General features: G+C 53.2%; 11 protein-coding genes and 3 pseudogenes. 4 read left to right on the top strand and 10 right to left on the bottom strand.

Annotation, left to right across the window (positions count from 1 at the left end):
- The first annotated feature begins 33 nt into the window (after window positions 1–33).
- From H586_RS20225 to H586_RS0112900, 3 genes and pseudogenes are all read left to right on the top strand, one after another.
- Window positions 34–2,115, top strand: a complete 2,082-nt coding sequence (locus H586_RS20225) for a sigma-54 interaction domain-containing protein (RefSeq protein WP_081701851.1) — start codon at window positions 34–36, stop codon at window positions 2,113–2,115.
- Between the two features lie 286 nt (window positions 2,116–2,401).
- Window positions 2,402–3,508: pseudogene (locus H586_RS20535) on the top strand (IS3 family transposase).
- Between the two features lie 47 nt (window positions 3,509–3,555).
- Window positions 3,556–3,756, top strand: coding sequence for a hypothetical protein (locus tag H586_RS0112900; RefSeq protein ID WP_027182262.1), 201 nt, complete (start codon window positions 3,556–3,558; stop codon window positions 3,754–3,756).
- A 424-nt stretch (window positions 3,757–4,180) separates the two neighbouring features.
- Here H586_RS0112900 and H586_RS0112895 read toward each other — a convergent pair.
- A pseudogene (locus H586_RS0112895) lies at window positions 4,181–5,348 on the bottom strand (Fic family protein).
- Window positions 5,349–5,436: 88 nt separating this feature from the next.
- Between H586_RS0112895 and H586_RS20845 the strand changes: the two are divergent.
- A complete protein-coding gene (locus H586_RS20845) occupies window positions 5,437–5,691 on the top strand; it encodes a hypothetical protein (RefSeq protein WP_027182260.1) in 255 nt (84 codons plus the stop codon).
- Window positions 5,692–5,831: 140 nt separating this feature from the next.
- Here the strand turns inward: H586_RS20845 and H586_RS20700 are convergent.
- The 9 genes and pseudogenes from H586_RS20700 to H586_RS0112850 form a co-directional block, all read right to left on the bottom strand.
- Window positions 5,832–6,020, bottom strand: a pseudogene (locus tag H586_RS20700) (hypothetical protein); the annotation flags it as partial.
- Window positions 5,948–10,459, bottom strand: coding sequence for an acyl-CoA dehydratase activase (locus H586_RS0112885; protein WP_027182259.1), 4,512 nt, complete (start codon window positions 10,457–10,459; stop codon window positions 5,948–5,950). The pseudogene H586_RS20700 and the gene H586_RS0112885, both read right to left, overlap by 73 nt.
- On the bottom strand, window positions 10,456–11,484 hold the full coding sequence (locus H586_RS20220) for a putative ABC transporter permease (protein ID WP_011367012.1): 1,029 nt from the start codon (window positions 11,482–11,484) through the stop codon (window positions 10,456–10,458). Before H586_RS20220 ends, H586_RS0112885 begins: the two co-directional genes overlap by 4 nt.
- Window positions 11,481–14,555, bottom strand: coding sequence for an efflux RND transporter permease subunit (locus tag H586_RS0112875; RefSeq protein ID WP_027182258.1), 3,075 nt, complete (start codon window positions 14,553–14,555; stop codon window positions 11,481–11,483). Before H586_RS0112875 ends, H586_RS20220 begins: the two co-directional genes overlap by 4 nt.
- Window positions 14,552–15,046, bottom strand: a complete 495-nt coding sequence (locus H586_RS0112870; protein ID WP_011367010.1) for a hypothetical protein — start codon at window positions 15,044–15,046, stop codon at window positions 14,552–14,554. Before H586_RS0112870 ends, H586_RS0112875 begins: the two co-directional genes overlap by 4 nt.
- Window positions 15,036–16,043 (bottom strand): patatin-like phospholipase family protein, encoded by a 1,008-nt coding sequence (locus H586_RS19235; protein ID WP_011367009.1) that lies wholly within the window; start codon window positions 16,041–16,043, stop codon window positions 15,036–15,038. The genes H586_RS0112870 and H586_RS19235 overlap by 11 nt, the downstream gene beginning before the upstream one ends.
- Window positions 16,030–17,247 (bottom strand): efflux RND transporter periplasmic adaptor subunit, encoded by a 1,218-nt coding sequence (locus tag H586_RS0112860; protein ID WP_027182257.1) that lies wholly within the window; start codon window positions 17,245–17,247, stop codon window positions 16,030–16,032. The genes H586_RS19235 and H586_RS0112860 overlap by 14 nt, the downstream gene beginning before the upstream one ends.
- Complete coding sequence (locus tag H586_RS0112855) at window positions 17,244–18,719, bottom strand: TolC family protein (RefSeq protein WP_027182256.1); 1,476 nt, start codon at window positions 18,717–18,719, stop codon at window positions 17,244–17,246. The genes H586_RS0112860 and H586_RS0112855 overlap by 4 nt, the downstream gene beginning before the upstream one ends.
- Entirely contained in the window at window positions 18,716–19,336 is a 621-nt protein-coding gene (locus H586_RS0112850; protein WP_027182255.1) for a TetR/AcrR family transcriptional regulator, read from the bottom strand. The genes H586_RS0112855 and H586_RS0112850 overlap by 4 nt, the downstream gene beginning before the upstream one ends.
- Between the last annotated feature and the right edge of the window lie 127 nt (window positions 19,337–19,463).

Here is a 19,463-nt window from a genome sequence, read left to right as displayed (position 1 = left end):
CCGGCATCGCGGGGTGTGATGTTGACTTAGATAATGAATGTCAATATCGATAGCGACAGACAACCCCGCCATTACGGACAACAACCGCCCCTTTCAGGATATAAGCAGATGGCACGCACTCTCGAAACCACCGCCCGCGTCGGGTACTGCCTTTGTGATCAAAACGGAGTACCTCTTTTAGTAGAAAGAGCGCAGCATATTCCTGCCGATATACGCCGGCAGATTCATAAGGGGCAGAGCCTTGCTGAGGCGCTGGAATTTCACACTGACATCAGCTCGCTCATCACACAGGCCGGAGCAACAGCTTTGGTTTCGACAGCAGTAAGGTTTGCTGACGGAATCAGCCATATGCAGATAGTACGCCTCGGCCCTTCGCATATACATATACACGGCTACCTTGTAATTTTTGCTGAAAACGATTTGTCGTTTCCTTCGGAAGATGCCGCTCTGGGAGAGCTTGGCGCGGCGTTGGCAGCGACCGGCACCCCGTTCGCCATCTACAACAGTTCTGACAGGCGTGTCGCGGGCAGTGCTCATGCCGCACCGGAACAGCATCCTGCCGAAGCCCACCATGGGCAATGTCAGAACCCTTTCCCGGATGTTTTGTCATTTTTTACGGCTGCGGAACGCAGAAGGCTGCAGGCAACCGGAGGCTGCAACCGGCTCTTAGCGACAGATTGTGGGAGAAAAAATATCTGGGTACGCGGGCTGCGTATTTGCCATAAAGAGGCCAGAGGGACTTTATGCCTGGGCTATGCAGTGAAAAGAGCACACAAGGAGGCACCATCAGGCGGCTTCCGAAAGCTTGAAAGCGCGTTTCCTGCAGTTTGCATCACTCTGGGAGCCGCTCCCGAGTATCCTGTACTCGACGCAGAAGGGTGTTGTGAAGAGTTGTTAGGTTTTCCTGCGGGATTGTTGCATACAGGTAGGCCTGTAAGCTTTGCCGAGCTGGTCCATCCTTGCGACAGGCAAAGAGCATGCGGGCAGCTTGAGGCTACGTCCCGTGAAGCAACGCCTTGCAGGTTCACCTATTTGCTTGGCCGTGACAGAGGCGACGACCTTTACGTTACGCATATGGGCAAATGGCATTGCGATCATAACGGCAATCCCACACATTTTGATGGCGTGATAATGCCGGCAAAACTGGCAGAACAGGCGCAGGCCGCCGATTTACAAGCCGGTGCCGGTCCGAAAGAAAGCCCCATGTTTCCGTTCGGACTGGTCGGACGGTCTGCCGCATTGACAGAGCTAATCCGCAATATACGCAAAACAGCGGTTTCAGACGAGTGTGTACTGGTCCTTGGTGAATCGGGGGCAGGCAAGGAACTGGCCGCAAAAGCGTTGCATGATGCAGGCCCCAGAGCGACAGGCCCGTTTATTTCGGTAAACTGCGGTGCCATCCCGGAAAACTTGATGGAAAATGAATTCTTCGGACATCGAAAAGGCGCCTTCTCCGGCGCAGAATCTGATCATGACGGCCTGCTTGCTCAGGCTCACGGGGGGACTCTTTTTCTTGACGAGATTGGTGAAATTCCTCTTTCTGTGCAGATAAAATTGTTGCGGGCGATTGAAGGAGCGGGATTTCAGCCAATAGGCGGCAACGCGCTGCAACGGCCTGATTTCAGACTTGTGGCAGCTACAAACCGTAATCTTCAGCAACTTGTCAGCCAAGGCAGGATGCGGCAGGACTTTTACTACCGTATAAATGTACTGCCGCTGCATATTCCGCCTCTGCGCGAAAGAAAAAATGACATACCTTTATTGTTCGGTTTTTTTCTGGGCGAGTATCCTGAAGCACCTCCCATGTCCGGTCGTTTGCTTAAGCGTATCATGAATTATGACTGGCCGGGAAATGTGCGAGAACTGCGCAACGCGGCGATGCGTTACGCCACGCTTGGCGAACTTCCGCCGGAGATTTTTGAAGAATCCCGGGAGAGCTTGCCGGACTGTGCCGACGGAACGCTGAAAAACAGAATGGCGGAAGTTGAGAGAAGGATAGTAAAACAGGAACTCGCAAGGCACCGCTGGAGCCGGACAAAAACCGCCAAGGCTTTGGGTATTGACCGCCGGACGCTTTATGAAAAAATCCGCAACTACCGGCTGGATGAGAACTGACAACCTAGATGTCTGGTAGAAATAAAAAAAAAACAGAAATCTCTCCTTTTGAATGATCCTATTTTACGGTAAGGCTGCCAAATTTATGGCGAAAAAGCAAAAAGGCCCCTTGGCCGTGGTTCCACCGCAAAGGAGGGCCTCTCCACTACAATGCCTCGCAATCTGCGAGAGCAAATTGCTTTGAAAGCCGCAATAGTGAATGCGCAAAAGGGCACTCGTAAGCTTCCCCTAAGAAGACACAGGCCAAAACTGGAGTTTTCTGGCATATCCCCGTCAGGAGACTTTCATGAAGAAATCACGATTCACTGAGACACAGATATTCTCGATCCTCAAAGAGGGCGAAGCCGGTATCAAAGTCAAAGACATCTGCCGCGCCCACGGTATTTCCGACGCCACCTATTATAGCTGGAAATCCAAGTATGGAGGCATGCAGGCTTCCGATCTGAAACGGATGAAGAATATGGAGGCTGAGCTGGCGCAGTTGAAGCGGATGTATGCGGACATGGCCCTCGAAAACCGTGCTTTGAAGGATCTGATCGAAAAAAGCTTTAAGGCCGACCGGGAAACGCGAGGCGGTCGCTTATCTGACTGTCGAGCACAATCTGTCCATACTACGCAGTTGCCGCTGTGTGGGCTTATCCAGGACGGCCTATTATCGGTTGCCTGCAAGTGGGAGCCGTGATCACGAAGTCATCGAGGCGATCAACTCATTAATAGACAAACACCCTCGCTGGGATTCTGGAAGTGCTTCAAGGTACTGCGTCGCAAGCATTGCTGGAACCACAAGAGGGTATATCGCGTCTACTGCGAGCTGCGGCTGAACCTGAAGAGCCGGGCAAAGAAGCGGTTGCCTCAACGCACTAAGCAGCCGCTGTCGATCCCGGCCCAGCCCAATCTGACGTGGTCTGCCGACTTCATGAGCGACTCGCTTTATGCGGGGAAACGATTTCGAACCTTCAACGTTATTGACGACTTCAACCGCGAACTGCTGCACGTCGAAATCGACACGTCCATTACCGGAAGGCGGTTAATCCGAGTGTTTGAACGGCTACGTTTGGAACGAGGCCTTCCCCAAGAGCTAAGGACGGACAACGGACCGGAATTCCTTTCCGGTGAGTTTGTAGCCTGGGCCGAGTCGGCAGGAATGAGCATCCAATATATTCAACCCGGAGAACCTAATCAGAACGCGTACATTGAACGGTTCAACCGGACATATCGCACCGAAGTGCTTGATCTCTATCTCTTCAGGACTTTGAATGAGGTCCGGGAGATCACCCACTGGTGGAAGATTGAATACAACGAACAGCGGCCCCATGACTCTCTCGGGGACCTGACACCCTCCGAGTTTTTATCCAACAACGCTGGAAACTCTATTTTTCAACTGTCCTCTTGACGGGGAAGCTTACGAAGACATGCTAAAACCATAAGGAAACAACAATTATGAGTGACACTTCACCCATCAAGGTTCTTGGTCGTTTTGAACTTGGAGAAGACGTAATCGTCATCAAAGAAGGTTCTGAAAATTTCAATAGAATCGGAGTCGTGTGGAAGCTTAGAAACTACAACGATAATCCCAAAATTTCAGTCTCGTTTGATGGAGAAATATTTAACTATCGCCCGGAAGACCTTGACTTAGCTTAGGCTCAACTAAGCCCAAGCCCAATTCACCCTCATGGGACCTCGATAAGAAAACCCAAGGTTCCCAACGGAATCTCGCAAATCCTGGCTAACCGGAAATGTTATCCAAACGGTTATCCACACGAAAAAAGGCTTACAAGTCAAAACTTGTAAGCCTTAGAAATTCTTGGTGGAGGGAACGCCGACCTACCGCAAAACAGTCTCAAAGCCCGCGCTCCTCGTAACGCCTTGATAATATGCGCCGAAGTCATCTCACACAACCATTTTCCGCCAACCAGACCAGAGAAACGATTTTCTACCCTGATTTCCCGGCACCGGACGAGGGTGACGGGTTTGCAGTAAAAACGGATACCTGGCGTCGAGCCGCAACAACTTCGAATCCGGTTTTCGGACGCCGGTTCGGTTCCCATAACCGAATCGAATTGACCTACCTGCCCGGCAGTTCCGTGCCGCGACTCATGATCTCGATATAGCCCGCATAGCTGAACAGGCGGTTGCGTTTCTGGGCGGTCAACTCCTTGACGATGCCGAGCTGCTCCAGATGACCGAGCGCCTTGTTGACGGTCGTTGGGGTGATGCCGGTTTTCTCCACCAGCGAGCCTGAGGTGGCGATGGGATGCTCCATCAGCGCCCGGTGAATCTGCAGCGTGGATGCAGCCGCCCGGCCGAGACCGCTGATCTTGTCGCGGTCCTGGTTCGAAAGGTCGAGAAGTTGCTGCGCCGTTTCCACCGCCTGGGTGGCGGTGACGATCACCGCCTCGGAGAAGAAATCGAGCCAGGCTTCCCAGTCGCCGGTCAGACGCACGTTGTTGAGCAACTCGTAGTAATACTGACGATGCGTCTTGAAGTAGAGGCTGAGGTAGAGCATCGGCTCCCGCAGCACCTTCTGCTCGCACAGGAGCAGCGCGATCAGCAAACGTCCCAAACGGCCGTTACCGTCCAGAAACGGGTGGATCGTCTCGAACTGCACATGGGCCAGCGCCGCCTTGAGCAGCACCGGGGTCGGCTCCGGCTGGTCATGGAGGAAGAGCTCCAGCTTGCTCATGCACTCCAGTACCTCTTCGGCCGGAGGCGGAACGAAGGCCGCGTTGCCCGGCCGGGTACCGCCGATCCAGTTCTGGCTGCGACGAAACTCCCCCGGGGTCTGATTGCTGCCACGCCCCTTGGTCAACAGCACGCCGTGAATCTCGCGGAACAGCCGCAGCGACAGCGGCAGCCCTTCCTCCAACAGGCGCAGACCATGGTCGAGGGCGGCAACATAGTTGCTGACCTCCCGCACGTCATCCAGCGGCACGCCCGGTTCCTGATCCAACTCGAACAGCAGCAGGTCGGACAGGGACGACTGGGTCCCCTCGATCATGGAGGAGAGCACCGCTTCCTTGCGAACGTACATGTAGAGAAACAGGGAGGTGTCCGGCAGCAGAGTCGAAACGCTGTCCAGCCGCCCGAGCGCGAGCAACGCCTGGTCAAACTTGCTGCGCAGCTCCGGGGTCCAGTCGATGGGCGGACGCGGCGGCAGCGGCGCAGGCACGAAGGCCTGGGCCTTCTCACCCACCGTCGATATGTTCCCGTCTGCCTTGGAGTTCTCGCTTCATCCTACCTGCCTCGAACCTAAAATAAGGCTCGGATTTATTTTATCTTAACTGCAAATCCTAAAATAAAGAACCGGGAAGGAAAAATCAAGTGGATTTCCTGAACGGCCACTTCGATTTCCTCAGACGAGCGTTCGACGTCGCAACGCATTTGCTAAAGGGCAATTTCGTTCCGTTCGGCATAGACGACAGCCTTGGCCTGGTCGCTGTGGCCATGCCGCTCAAGGAACGCATCAAAACGGCCCTGCATGGGGCGATAGTAATTCTCAAGCCAGCAATGCACTGGCAGTACAAAGTAGGTCTCGGGGCTGTAGCTATCCCTCTCGAAGAGCCAGATTTTCGCTGAAGCGATATCGATCTCCGGGTACTCCGTCTGCCAATGGGACTGGAGCTCCGCCGCTCGTGTGGAGCAAAGCCAGGTGATCTCGGAAAAGATGAGCTTTCCACGTTCTGGATCTTTCCATCCTTGCCGTGGATGTAGAACTCGGTGCCTTGATTCTGGCTGATCTTGCGCCCGGCATCGACGGCATCCTGCTTCTCGTTTGACGAGCGGAGGGTTATGCCCTCTGCCTTCTGACCGTCAAATTCAGCAATGCTGCAGGTTACATGCCGACCCAGCGCTTCATCTGCCGCGTCTTCTCCCACAGTCCCAGGTTGGACGCCCAGGCCCTCCATTTTTCGACCTCCAAAGACGTGTAGGCGTTGAAAGAATCCAGTTCGCGCGGCCATGCATCGGGAATGGCAAATCTTCGAGCGGTCTTCTGCGCCGGCTGTGTTCCCACCTCGCGGTCCACCTCTTCCCGTGCGGCTGTCACCATAAAATGGAGGCGGTTCATCATGTTGACCTCGCTTGCCCCTGCATCCATGTCCAGTGAAAGTAGGTTCAGATGAGGAAACATCTCCCTGAGTTTGTTTTCCATGCCCCGCCCGGTGATGTGGTTGGCAATGCAGCCGAAGGGCTGGAGACAGACGATGTTGTCGATTCCTTCATTGAGCATGGCGATCATTTCAGCCGTAAGAAGCCATCCTTCGCCAAACTGATTGGCCAAACTGACTACCTCGCCGGTTATCGCCGCCAGTTTTCTTAAGTCATGAGCCTTTCTGTAAAAACGAAATCCCTGCATAATCCGCTCGATTTGGCCGACATGGTAATTTGAGTATATCTCCAGCAGCCTGTACTTGATACGATCCGCCAAAGAACGTTTAAAAAAGGCCTTTTGGTCGTAGGTCTCATTGATAAAGCGCTGGGCGAAAAAATTCTGTATAGGAGGAAGAACCACTTCCACCCCCTGGCCGGACAGCCAGTCGATGATATTTCCGTTGGAGAAGAAGTTATATTTAACGAAGATTTCTCCAACGATCCCGACTCTTGGGACAGTCTTGTCGTTGATCTCAACCCGGTTGAAGTCCGCCACGGCCCTTTTCAGAAGATTGAGAAGATAATAATAATCTGCATTCTCGATACCTGTTTCCATTTCAAAGAGATATTTTTCATGCAGGTTCTTGGATGTCCCGGGCACCTTTTCCCTGACCATTGTTGATAAATACATCCTGGCCAGGGGATCGGCGAAAATAATTCCCAAGCCCATCCGTTTTATCAGCCCCATTTTATCTATTTTAAACCACGGTTGTGCATTGATTTCCTCATTGGATATAGCGATTATCGGAACCTCATCCAGGCCGGCGGCGGCCAGTGCTTTTTTGATAAGCGACACGTAAGAGGATGCCCGGCATTGACCGCCGGTTTGGGTCATGACGACAGCGGTTTTTTCAGGATCGTACCTGCCTGATTGAAATGCCTTGATAATGTCGCCGGCTACCAGGACAGAGGGGTAGCACATATCGTTGTTGATGGTTTTAAGTCCCCATTCAACCGACTCCCTGTCCTGGGGCGGAAGGACTTCAACCCGGTGACCGAAGGGCCTGAAAGCCGACGGGACCAGCGGTGAATAGAAGGGTGAAAAATAGGGGGCGATCAGGGTTCTCTTTCCGGACTTGCCCACAACCGCCCGGCCCGTTTGCATTGTGCCGCCCCCTACGGCTCTCGTTTTGCCGTTCTTTTCCTTCACCGCTTCCAGCATGGAGCGCAGTCTGATCCTGACGGCGCCCACGTTGACGATTTCATCCATTTTGATCAAGGTATGAATCTTCCCGCCATGGCGCAGAATTTCTTTGACCTCATCGGCCGAAATCGCATCCGGCCCACAGCCGAAAGAGGTCAACTGAACCATTTGGGCATTGGCCGTGTTTGTTACCCACCTTGCCGCTGCGTACAGCCTGTTGGCATAGCTCCACTGGGTCAGGACATTGACATCTTCCAGAGCGACGGTATCTGCATTCAGGGGAAGCGCGGTTTCACTGACGACGTCCACGCCGAGTTCCGTCAATACATCCGGAACACCGTGGTTGATAAGCGGGTCCACATGATAGGGGCGACCGGCAAGAACAACTGTTGTCCGCCCCTCGGCATCCGCCTTGCTTAGCTGCGTCTTCGCCATGGACTTGAGTTGTTTCCTGTAATTCGATTGTGCCGCCATCCCCTTTTCGACACCTTCCGACACCGTCCGGTAATTGATTCCGGACTGCTTGAAGAATAGATAAAGCTGATCCTTCAGCAAATTGAAATCCTTAAAACTGATAACCGGGTTCTCCAGGGGAATCCCGAATTTCCGCTCAGGGTTAACCGCACTTTTCAAAAGGTCGGGATATCCGGTAACCACCGGGCAATTATAAGTATTTAAAGCATTTTCGTATTCTTCCTGCTCATAGACCACGGTAGGGTAGAATATCCTGTCGACTTTTTTTCCGATAAGGTCGAAAATGTGACCATGGGCAAGCTTGGCGGGAAAGCAGATGTTTTCCGACATGACAGTGGAAGACCCCTTTTCATATAATTGGAAATTGGACTCGGACGAGAGAACCACCCTGAAGCCGCATGTGGTCAAAAAGGCGCACCAAAAGGGAAAGTTTTCATACATGTTCAGGCAGCGGGGGATACCGTAGGTGAAAATCGGTTCGCCTTCGGGTTCCGTGTTTCGCTCAAACAGGAGCCTTATCTGATCATCAATCAGGTTCCTTCCTTTGCGTTGAGCATCCGGATTGTTGCTGAAGCGCCGCTCGCATCGGTTCCCTGTATAAAAATGGTTTCCGTTGCTGAAAGTCAGCTTCAAAACCCTGCACTGGTTTTCACATCCCCGGCAGCGGATTTCCTTTTTTGAAAAACCACTTCCCATCACCAATTTCTCAAAAACCAGGTCGTCGGTCTCCCGTCCCGGCCGATCCGGACCTTTCAGCGCTTCTTGCTGCGGAGCAACGGCCGCCACAACATGCGCACGATGATTGGCAAGGGCTGTCAGGGCCGCGCCGTATGCACCCATCAGCTCGGAAATATCCGGCCTTATAACCTCCTTGTTCAGCAGCATTTCCAATGCGCGTAATACGGCTGAATTTCGAAAAGTTCCGCCCTGAACTACGATTTTGTCCCCCAGGACATCGACGTCCTTCAGCTTCAGCACTTTGTACAGAGCATTTTTGATAACCGAATACGCCAAACCTGCCGAAATGTCGCCGACCGTCGCCCCTTCCCGAAGGGCCTGCTTCACTTTGGAGTTCATGAAGATGGTGCAGCGGGTTCCCAGATCAAAAGGTGATTTGCTATCGCATGCAATCTCTGCGAATTCCTGGACACTATACCCTAGCGAACGGGCAAACGTCTCAATAAAGGAACCACATCCCGATGAGCAGGCCTCATTGATCTGAATTTCAGCCACGGCGTTGTCATGAATATAGATCGCCTTCATGTCCTGCCCGCCGATATCCAGAATAAAGGATACATCCGGCTCAAAGCGCCGCGCCGCCCGGTAATGCGCCATGGTCTCAACCAGGCCGTCGTCCAACCCGAAGGCGGTTCTTATGAGACTTTCACCATAGCCGGTGGCCGCCGTTCTGGTGATCCGCGGGGCAAAGCCGGCAGAAACAAACTTTTTTCTGAATTCAGCCAGTCCCTTTTTTACCGCCTGGATGGGATCGCCGTTGTTGGGGCCGTAATAGCTCAGAACCAGTTTGCCTTTCTCATCGACAAGGACGATCTTGGTGGTGGTTGACCCCGAATCCACACCTAAAAAAAGATCTTTTCCTTTTGCCTCAGGCAGGTCAATCCTGGGAACCAAATTTCGCTCATGCCTTTTTTGCCATATTTCAAATTCGTAATTGCTTGCAAACAGGGGGGGCAGCCTTTTGGTGCCGCTGTTGGTTGCACGGCTGACACCTCTCTCGGACATGGATAAAAAATTGCTGATCCGGCCCCGACATGGTTTGCCATTGCGCACCATGGCCGCTCCCATGGCGGGAAGCAGTTCCGGATGATCCGGAAGTACCAGGTCATCCGGATGCTCAATGCCGAGCAGATTTGCAAAGGCTTTCCGCAGGATTGGATAAAATGTCAGCGGCCCGCCTCCGATCAGTATTTTTCTTTCCATCTCCCGTCCACGGGACAAGGCGGTTATCACCTGAAGGGCGACCGAATGAAATATGGAAGCCGCCACATCTTCCCTGGATACATGGCGGCTCAGCAGGGCCTGGATGTCGGTTTTGGCGAAAACGCCGCACCGCGACGCAATCGGATAAATATTCGTGGCTTTTCCGGCCAGAACGTTCAGTTCCGCTACATCAACACCCAGGAGAACCGCCATTTGATCGATAAAAGCACCGGTCCCGCCGGCGCAACTTCCGTTCATCCGGATATCGGGGCGGCCACTGCCGTCAAAGAATATTATTTTGGAGTCTTCTCCGCCGATTTCGATAAATGTCCTGGCTTCGGGGAAAAACTTTTCGATGACGTGCGCGGAGGCCACCACTTCCTGCACGAACGGCAGGCCGAAGAATTCGGCCGCACCCATCCCCGCCGATCCGGTAACCGCCAAATCAAGCTCCACGTCGCCAAGTTTCTCAAGGGCGTCATTGAAAATACGCCGTGTTGTTTCCACTGTTTTGCCCTGATGACGACAGTAGCGGAAAAATACCATGCCACCCTCTTTATCCAGGATAACCGCCTTGGCTGTAGTTGAACCGATATCGATCCCGGCAAAATAGAGACTTTCTGCATGGTTCTTCATCTTTTTTCATCTCCCGGTTCCGGATGAACGCAACGGGAGGCCGCCTCTGTGGGTTTGTCTTGTTTCTTCATGCTCAGATAGTCCCTTGCAGAGCAAAAGGTATCCACCAGAGAAACCACCAGCGATTCCATATGGCGCGGCGGTATAACAGTAAGCGGCCACATGTGTTTTTTAATAATATCCGCTTCTTTTTCGGTAAGACCGGTGATGCTGCGGGCGTTCTCAAGAGCGATAGTATGGTGCCGGAAACCGTGCAGCCTGGGTCCGTCATGCAGCCAGTCATAGTAGAAAAGATCGTGCAGCAACGCACCCCGGATAATCGCCCGGGTGTCAAGGGAAAGTCTTTTTCCCCAGCGAAAGCTCAGGCAGGCCACCTCCTCCACATGATCCAATCGGGTTTTCCCCCTGTGATGGTTATACTGCGCCAGTTTTGCAACCTCCGGCAGATCGAGAAGCGGCCTTGCCGTGTTGACGAATTCCGCCTCCATCAGAGTTTTCTCTTCCGGCGTCAGGCGGAGGAAACGCCCGGCTGCAACCGCCAGGAAATCCATCGACATGATTGAGATCGTTGCTCCGGCCACTATCCACTTGAAGACCGGTGAAAGCAGGACGAGCATGCTTTGATAGGGGGGCAAAACGGCATATTCAAAAGCGAAGGCCAGCAGTATCCAGTACAGGGAGAATTTTAGACAGATGTGCCCCCTGTAATTAAATCTTTGGTCCGAATAGTCCCACAGACGGATCTGGAAAAAGTATTGAGCAACCAATCCGGAGCCGAATTCGAGTCCGGTTGTGATTATGAAATAAGCGAAGGCCTTGGTTCCCCAATTGGATTCCTGCAGCAATGAAACCGCTGCCATAAGCATCACTGCGCCGGCACCGTAAAGGATGAGATACGGCCCCTTCAGGAGGCCGGGATTGACGAACCGCTTGTCACGCACGGAACGATAGGAGACCTCCAGCATCCATCCAAGAATGGAAAAAAAGGAGAAAGAAAAGAAGAAGTTTACAACATCGGCCGTCATTTTGCTTTACCCCGGTGAACCAGCGAATACATTAGCGGCACCAGAATCAATGTCACAAGGCCGCTGACCGACAGTCCCCCAATGACCGTGATGCCCAGTGCATTCCATATTTCAGAGCCTTCCCCTCTGGAAAGGGCTAATGGGACCATGCCGAATATGGTGGTCAAACTCGTCATGAGCACCGGCCTCAGGCGTGTTTTTCCGCCCGTGACCACCGCTTCGTTTAGCGTCATCCCACCTGCTCTCAGTTGCTTGGTATAATCCACGAGCACAATGGCGTTCTTTACAACAATGCCCATGAGCATGATTACCCCGATGAAGCTCATCAGGTTGAGCGGAGTGGCCGTGGCAACGAAGGCCCAGATCACCCCGACGAAAGCGAAGGGAACCGAAAACATGATGATGAATGGGTCAACGAAATCCTCGAACTCCCCTGCCATGACCATGTAGACAAGGACTATTCCCAGAATCAAAAGGAGGGTCAGGTCGCGGAACGCTTTTCGCTGTTCCTCCACCTCCCCGCCCCATTCGATGGAAACGCCGGGAGGCAGGTCAAGAGAGGCCATCTTTTCTCGAACATCCCGTACCACATCCCCCAGAACCCTGCCCTGGACGCCCGCCTGAACCTTTGTGACGCGGGTCCTGTTTTTCCGGTCGATCTCCACAGGCCCAAAGGTTTCACGAACAGACGCGACGTTCCGGAGCTTGATGGTCTGACCGGTCAGGGTGGTGATGGGGGTTTCCCCGATTTCACGAATCGTTTCCCGCTGGTCTTTTTTCAGTCGCAACTCGATGTCGAAGTCGTCACCCGCCTCCCGGAACTTCGTATCATCGAAACCATAGTAGTTGGTTCTCAATGCGTCGGCGACAAGCGCCACATTCAACCCCAAAGATGCCGCCTTATCCCGGTCAAGACAAATCCGCACTTCCGGCCGTGGTCTCTTTCTACTGACAGCGACATCCACCGCTCCGGGTGTTGATTCCACGATGCGTTGGATTTTCGCAGCAACTTCGTTTGTCATCTCGATATCATGACCCAGAATATCGATGCTGATGGCACGGCCGCCCCCCAGAAAGGCCTTCTGGATGGCGCTTACGGCGCTGGCGGAAAAATTCTCAACACCCGGCAGTTTTGTGACTTGCTCACGAAGCTCCGAAGCGATCTCCTTGGCATGGCGACTCCGTTCTTTCTTATCAATGAGACGGCCTCCGATGCGACCGATGTTGGTCCCCTCTTCAAAACCGAGGGCCGTTAAAAAACCTTTCTTGGTCTGACCTGCCAGGGCATAGGAGGCTTCCATTTCCGGAATGGCGTTCACCGCGTTGAGCATTTCTTGCGTAATTCCGGCCGTGACCTCCACTCGGGTGCCCTGCGCCATCTCCAGGACCACCTCCACTTCCCCCGAATCCACTTCGGGGAAAAATTCCGTACCGACCAAAGGAATCAGTGCCAGACTGCCGATAAATACAATAACTATAAGTGAAAGCAAAATGTTACGGTGCCTTAGTCCCCATCCCAGGACGTGAGAATAACCGGCTTCGATTCCATTCAGCAAACGCTCGCTCCATACAAATACCGGATTGAGCTTTCTTTGATCCCGTGAACGGAGCAAACGGGAAGCAGCCATGGGGGTCAACGTCAATGAAATGAAAAGCGAGGCCAGAATCGTAATCAAGATCATGAACGCCAACTGACCAAAGATGATGCCGGCGATCCCTTTCACTAAGAGAAGAGGGGCGAAGACAGCTACAATGGTCAATGTTGACGCGGCTACCGCCATACCCACTTCGGATGTTCCCTCCACGGCGGCCAACTGCGGAGGCTTGCCATCGTCCACATGCCGCACGATGTTTTCAAGTACGACGATGGCATCGTCCACCACCATTCCCACAGCAATGGCAAGACTCATCATGGAAATGACGTTGATGGTATAATCCATGACGAAGAGGCCGATAAAGGCGACGATAATCGAAAAAGGAATTGCCATTGAGACGACCAGGCTGGTGCGAAACCGCCGGAGAAACAGGAAACAGACGACAATGACCAAAAGGCCTCCGACGACGGCGGCTTCGGTCAAACTATTGATCATCGCATAAATGTGATCTGAGTTATCCAGAATCCCGTGGATTTCGATATCCGCCGGCACTTCGGTCTTCAGTGTCTTGAGGCGATCTTTTATGGCTTCGATCACGTTGACGGTATTGGCGCCGGACTGCTTCTGGATAAGTAAAGCAATCGCGGGGAGCTTGCCCGACCGTGCCCACTCCTGCGGCTCCTCAAAGGCATCGGTGACCGTGGCCACGTCTCTGAGCCGCACAAGCGCGTCGCCGTTGCTTCCGATCACCGTATTTGCGATTTCCGCTGCATCCCGATAGCGCCCCGCCACTCTGATCTGGAGTTCATTCCTCCCGATCTTGACGGTGCCCACCGGAAGGTTCAGGTTTTCAGCGGCGAGAACATTTCTGATCTGCTGGACGGAAATGTGATAAGCATCTATTGCTTCGCGGTCGAAATGCACATTGATCTGTCTTTCCTGACCGCCGATATAGACGACAGCGCCCACGCCGGGCACACGCTTCAACGGATCGGCGATCTGCTTGTCCACAATTCTGTAAAGATCGGGACTGCTTTCTTCCGCCGTCACCGTCATGATGAGCACCGGCACCATGGAACTGCTGAACTTGAAGATAAAGGGGTCTTCCGCTCCATCGGCAAGGTCCGGCTTGGCAAGATCGATCTTCTCCCGGATATCGTTGACCGCAACATCCAGGTCGGTGCCCCAGTTGAATATGCAATTGACGATGGCGATGTTGTCTTTGGACTTTGACTCCAGCCGGTCGAGATTCGGTGTGGTGGAAAGCTGGTCTTCCAGGTACTTGGTCACCTCCGACTCAACATCCGTGGCGGAAGCCCCCGGATAGGGTGTGATGACACTCACGGCCGGAGGTTCAATATCCGGCAACAAGTCGAGGTTGAGCCTGAAAAAAGCCACGCAACCCAGCAATGTAATGGCAGCGAAAACCATAACGGTCGTGACCGGCCTGCGGACGGATATCTCCGGTAATTTCATTTCTGTTCCCCTTGCTTGTCGTCACCGTCAGCTTCAAAAAAGTCGACTTCCGTCTTAAGGTCCCGAAGGCATTTGCTTTGCTCGTGCGAACATATCCTGGCCCAGGCAATAACGCTGATCCAACCTGCTGCGACAAGAGAAAGGATAGCGGCGGTTTTTCCAGGAAAATGGGTTGTGATGGCCCAGATTGCCAGTGCCCCAGATGTGATTCCAACAATCAGCCAGACGAATAGATGGCAAGTGCACGGATCACGATCAGGGACCGGAGGAGAGAACCAAATCCGTTCCCCGATCTCAGTCCGTTCGAATTCTGCGTCATCAAGGTTTGTTTCAATTATCCTGTTCTTGAACTTGACAACGACAATCTTCCTTTCGGGCCGTCCACTGAATGATTCCATTCTTTTTTTCTCGATCACTTCTCCTTTGACCCTCAGAGAACGCAGACGATCAACGAGGCGTTTTTCTTGTAACTGACAAATATTAATTCCCATCTTCCGTCCTCCCCGGTAAAAAACCTCCTGGCAAATCTCTTTTGGCGGCACACTTCCATCTTTCTTTGAGCTGCACCATGGCTTCTCGGTACCCCTCGGCAATGGCCTCCTCGGCCCGATGGAATTCGAGAAAACGAACATCCCCCAGCTTCGGCCGAATCAGCAGATCGGGCGGATCGGTTGCCAATCTTGTTGCGGTGATCTGCACTTCCATAATATTGATTGCAGTCGTCAACACATCAAAGATATTTGGCACGGGGTCCCTTTGCAGCCACTGGCGCACTTGCGATAACGCGGGCGAACCGAATTCGCTGAGCCTGTTGGTCAGATCCTGCGCGATTCTCCATTCTGCGGGCTGGGGCTGAACAACCATACCTGCCACCGATGAATCAACCGGAGCGATGCCGGCGGTACTCCTTTTGTCGATAATGTCATGGTTCAAATCAACAGCGATGACGTAATCCGCTCCCATTTTCCTGACAGCGCTCACCGGCACGGGGTTGACCAGCCCTCCATCCACCAGAAAGCCGCCGTTTTTCCTGACCGGCGTGAAAATGCCCGGAACCGAGATGCTCGCGCGGATTGCCTCTATGAGGTCCCCTTTGTTCAACACGACCTCACGACCCGTGGCCAGGTCGGTGGCAACCGCGCAATAGCGGAGAGGTAATTCTTCAATGTTCATTTCTCGAACATGAGAACGAAAGAAATCGCTGATCTTCTTTCCATCAATGAGTCCCGACCTCGGAAAAGTTACATCCAGGAAGGAAACAATCTGTTTCCAGTCGAGCTGACGGGCAAAATTTTCCAGCACATCCATTTTGCCAAGGGCACATGCGGCCCCTACCAACGAACCAATGCTGGTGCCGGCGACGTACCTGATTTCTATTCCTGCCTCAGCTAGTGCCTGCAATACACCGATATGAGACCATCCCCGTGCGGAGCCGCTACCCAGAGCCAGGCCGATATTTTTCGGAAAACCTGAGCTATCGTCCGACATGTTCACCGCCGTTCTTCTTGAAAAGTTGTCCCCCAGAGTTATCCGTCCCATTCTTGTTCAAAATATCTTGCACGCTTACCTCCATGCCTGACTGTAAACGTCCCGCTCCGCTGGTGACCACTTTGTCATTCTCAACCAAGCCGCCCATCACTTCGGCAAATTGGTCATCCATGGCCCTAATTTCGACCGTTCGCTTATGGGCCTTATTTCCTTCCACCACAAAAACGTAATAGGTGCCGCTGCCGGGGAGGCGTTGCAAGGCTTCACGGGGAACGGCAAGGGACCTTCTTTTCTCTGCCGAAAGCTTCACCCTGGCATACATTCCGTCCACCAACTTCCCGGACGGATTCGGCACCTCGATTCTCATGCGGAAAGTACGCGTCTTTCGGTCCACCAATGGATTGACAACGGTTACTTTCCCTGAATACTCATGTCCCGGGAAGGCGTCTGTCGTGATCAGCGCAACAGTTCCAACGACAATCCGGCCAATGTCTGCTTCCGGCAAATCGACATCCAGGTTCAGAGATGTTTGGTCCACGATTAGCAGAAGTCGGCCGCCGGGAGCGACCGCCTGACCGATTTCCACATTTCTCTCCACGACAGTGCCGCCGATAGGCGATCGGATATCTGCATCCTTGAGATGTTCCAGCGCTGTCTCCAAGGCGGCCTTTGCCTGGTCCCTCTGTGCTCGGGCGTAGAACACCGCTTCCTTGGCGCTTTTAAAGGCCGCTTCTGATGCATCAAAGCGACTTTGCGGAATCACTTTTTCCTTCAGCAGTTCGATTGCGCGGCGGTATTCTTTCCTGGCATGTTCAAACTGGGCTTCAGCCTGCGGGACCGCTGCTTGCGCAGCGGCAAGCGCCGCCCGGGCCTGTTTGACACCAAGATCAAAGTTCGTCTTATCCAGTTTTATGACGACGTCGCCGGCTTTGACACGATCCCCGATATCAACCATCACTTGGCTCACCGTTCCTGCCACCTTGGGGCTTAGCGGACTCGTGTCTCGGGCTTTCAGGGTACCGACGGCGCTGATTTCATCAGCGAATTCGTGCGGGACAACAGATGCGATTGTGACAGGCAACGCCTTGCCCGCCGCGTTCGGATCTTCATCTTTTTGCCATTGCTTCCTGGAAACTTGGACAGCCAAGAACGCAATAACAGCAGCCGCAATAGCAATGGATATATAGACTCCTCTTCGTCTCATTCGGCAGACTCCTTTTCCTTGATATCAGGCGGCTCTATCACCATTACGCCCACCGCTCGATGAAGGGCGGCAAGGGCAACGTTGTAATCAAAAAGAGCCTGTGCGTGATTCGCTTCAGCTCGACTTAAGGCCGTACGAACGTCCAGCACGTCGGTATTTGTGCCTTCTCCTGCCCGGTATCTGGCCCTTGCCTGGCGGTAAGCCTCTTTGGCTGTATTCAGTGCACTCTCTGCCGCTTCGATATTCTTTTCTGCTTTCCCAAGGTCCAGGAAAGCCTTGCGGACCTCAAGACGAATGCGATCTGTCGTTTTATCTCGCTGGATTCTCACCTGAACCAGTTGGGATTTCGCCTCTCGGACCTTGGCCGCAGTCTCCCCCCAATTCCAGAGGGGAAGCTGTGCCCCTACTCCGATTGTCCAGTGGTCACCGCCTTCCAGGTCCCGGAAATCGCCTTCCATGTATTCGTAGCGCCCTTCCAGGGCGATGGTCGGCAAATATTCTCCCCGGGCTGCCTTGAGCGCCTGTTCCGCGGCCGCCACCTGGGAATCGATTGCGGAAAGTTCGGGACGTTGTGAAAGGGCCAACTCGGTCAACGAGGAAAGATCCGCTTCCGGCCCGGGCGACCGCACCAAGGCTTCCGTCAAACGGACTGATTCTTCAAGGGGCATGCTCAGCAAATTCTTGAGTGCAGAATATGCCAGGTCGACGGCGTTGTCAGCGCCATTCAGCTCCTTGCGGGCATTGGCAAGTTCCGTTCGGGTGCGAAGCAGATCGATTTCCGGATTCGCCCCTTTCTCCACCAGGATTGCCACGTCATGTTCATGCGCCTTGAGCAACTCGACAGCCTCGACGGCAACATCTTGAAACGCTTCGGCCAACTGTGCGGTCCGATAAGCGCGTGTAACTTGGAAAACGACTTCCTCTTCGAGCGCCCTGTTTCCTTGAACTTGAGCGTCTCGTGAATACTGGGATGCCTTGCGCGCCGCATTCAATCGCCCTCCCGTGAAAATGGGCTGCCGGATGACGAGCCCCGCCTTGTATTGATCACGATCCATGAAGGTCAATGATTGCGGCCCCATGCTAAAACTCAACTCCTCGTCCAGTCGTGTATAGGAAGCCTCCGCCCCCAAAAATGGGAGCATAGCCGATCTGGCCTGAGTTATCTTTGTGTCGGCTTGAGTCAGGGCTTCCCGGGTAAGGCGGATATCGTAATTGTGTTGCAACGCTATTTTCAGGCAATCGCTTAACGAAAGGTGTATATTGCCATCCTTTTCGAGCTTGCGAAGCGCTTCACCGGAAGAAGGGGGACGCTTGCCTTCTATTTCCGGTGATGCCTCGGCAATTGCGCCAGAATAGATGTGCGGTAGATGTGCAGGAGTGCGCACAGAAGCACAACCCACCATCAGCAACAATCCGCCCTCCGCCAGAAGCAGAACCATGATGCGAGTGGTCGTCCTGAATGTTTTCCTCATTCGGCCAAGACTCCTTTGAGAAACATGTCCCTCATCACCGGGATGTTCGCCTCGTATGAATGTCGCTCCGGGTCCTCGAACCAGCAGAAGAGAAAAGCGTTGGTGAGCCCCTCTAAGGCCACGGCCATATAGTAGGGAGTTAGATTCCGAAGCACATTTTCGCGGATGCCTTTTTCCAGTGTCGAAGCCAGTTGCTCTATCAATTCGTCATAAAGCTTGCGAATGTCCTGATCAAGGCCAGCCTTGATGTTGAAACTCGCACCCCGAGTTTCAGCAAAATAGAGCCGCAACGTGGCAACGTCATCAGCAAAGATACCCGCTTTAGCGGAAATGTAGTCTTTGAGAATAGTCAGGACGTCACCTTCCCGTGAAAGGACTTCGCTCAGGGTATGGTGATATTCCGCTGCCTTTTCCATCATGAGGGACTTATAGAGGTCTTCTTTGTTTTTGAAGAACTTGTAAAGCGTACCGATGGCAAACTCGGCTCTTTCCGCGATCTCGTGCATGGAGACGTTGTGGTATCCTTTCTTCGAGAAAAGCTCGAGTGCAGCGGCAAGCATCTGCCGACGATGTCTGCGTTTTTCTCTTTCCCGACGTGGGAGCTTCTCATCTTGCATTGCCTGACCTCCGTTTCCTTGGCAGCATAGAACATTTAAAAACGTGACGGCATGTTCATTTTATGACGTTATATTCTAACCAATGCGCGCGTTGGCTCCTTGTGTCAAGCGGAAAACCAATAATCCG

The sequence above is a fragment of the Oleidesulfovibrio alaskensis DSM 16109 genome (assembly GCF_000482745.1).
In the GTDB taxonomy this organism is placed as follows: Bacteria; Desulfobacterota; Desulfovibrionia; order Desulfovibrionales; family Desulfovibrionaceae; genus Oleidesulfovibrio; species Oleidesulfovibrio alaskensis.
Note: the sequence above shows the minus strand (reverse complement) of the source record. Positions and strands in the feature narration are given on the sequence as shown.

Bases quoted from the DNA above. Each gene is read 5' to 3' on its own strand.
- H586_RS20225 (WP_081701851.1), top strand. From the start codon at position 34: ATGAATGTCAATATCGATAGCGACAGACAACCCCGCCATTACGGACAA.
- H586_RS0112900 (WP_027182262.1), top strand. From the start codon at position 3,556: ATGAGTGACACTTCACCCATCAAGGTTCTTGGTCGTTTTGAACTTGGA.
- H586_RS0112885 (WP_027182259.1), bottom strand. From the start codon at position 10,459: ATGAAGAACCATGCAGAAAGTCTCTATTTTGCCGGGATCGATATCGGT.
- H586_RS20220 (WP_011367012.1), bottom strand. From the start codon at position 11,484: ATGACGGCCGATGTTGTAAACTTCTTCTTTTCTTTCTCCTTTTTTTCC.
- H586_RS0112875 (WP_027182258.1), bottom strand. From the start codon at position 14,555: ATGAAATTACCGGAGATATCCGTCCGCAGGCCGGTCACGACCGTTATG.
- H586_RS0112870 (WP_011367010.1), bottom strand. From the start codon at position 15,046: ATGGGAATTAATATTTGTCAGTTACAAGAAAAACGCCTCGTTGATCGT.
- H586_RS19235 (WP_011367009.1), bottom strand. From the start codon at position 16,043: ATGTCGGACGATAGCTCAGGTTTTCCGAAAAATATCGGCCTGGCTCTG.
- H586_RS0112860 (WP_027182257.1), bottom strand. From the start codon at position 17,247: ATGAGACGAAGAGGAGTCTATATATCCATTGCTATTGCGGCTGCTGTT.
- H586_RS0112855 (WP_027182256.1), bottom strand. From the start codon at position 18,719: ATGAGGAAAACATTCAGGACGACCACTCGCATCATGGTTCTGCTTCTG.
- H586_RS0112850 (WP_027182255.1), bottom strand. From the start codon at position 19,336: ATGCAAGATGAGAAGCTCCCACGTCGGGAAAGAGAAAAACGCAGACAT.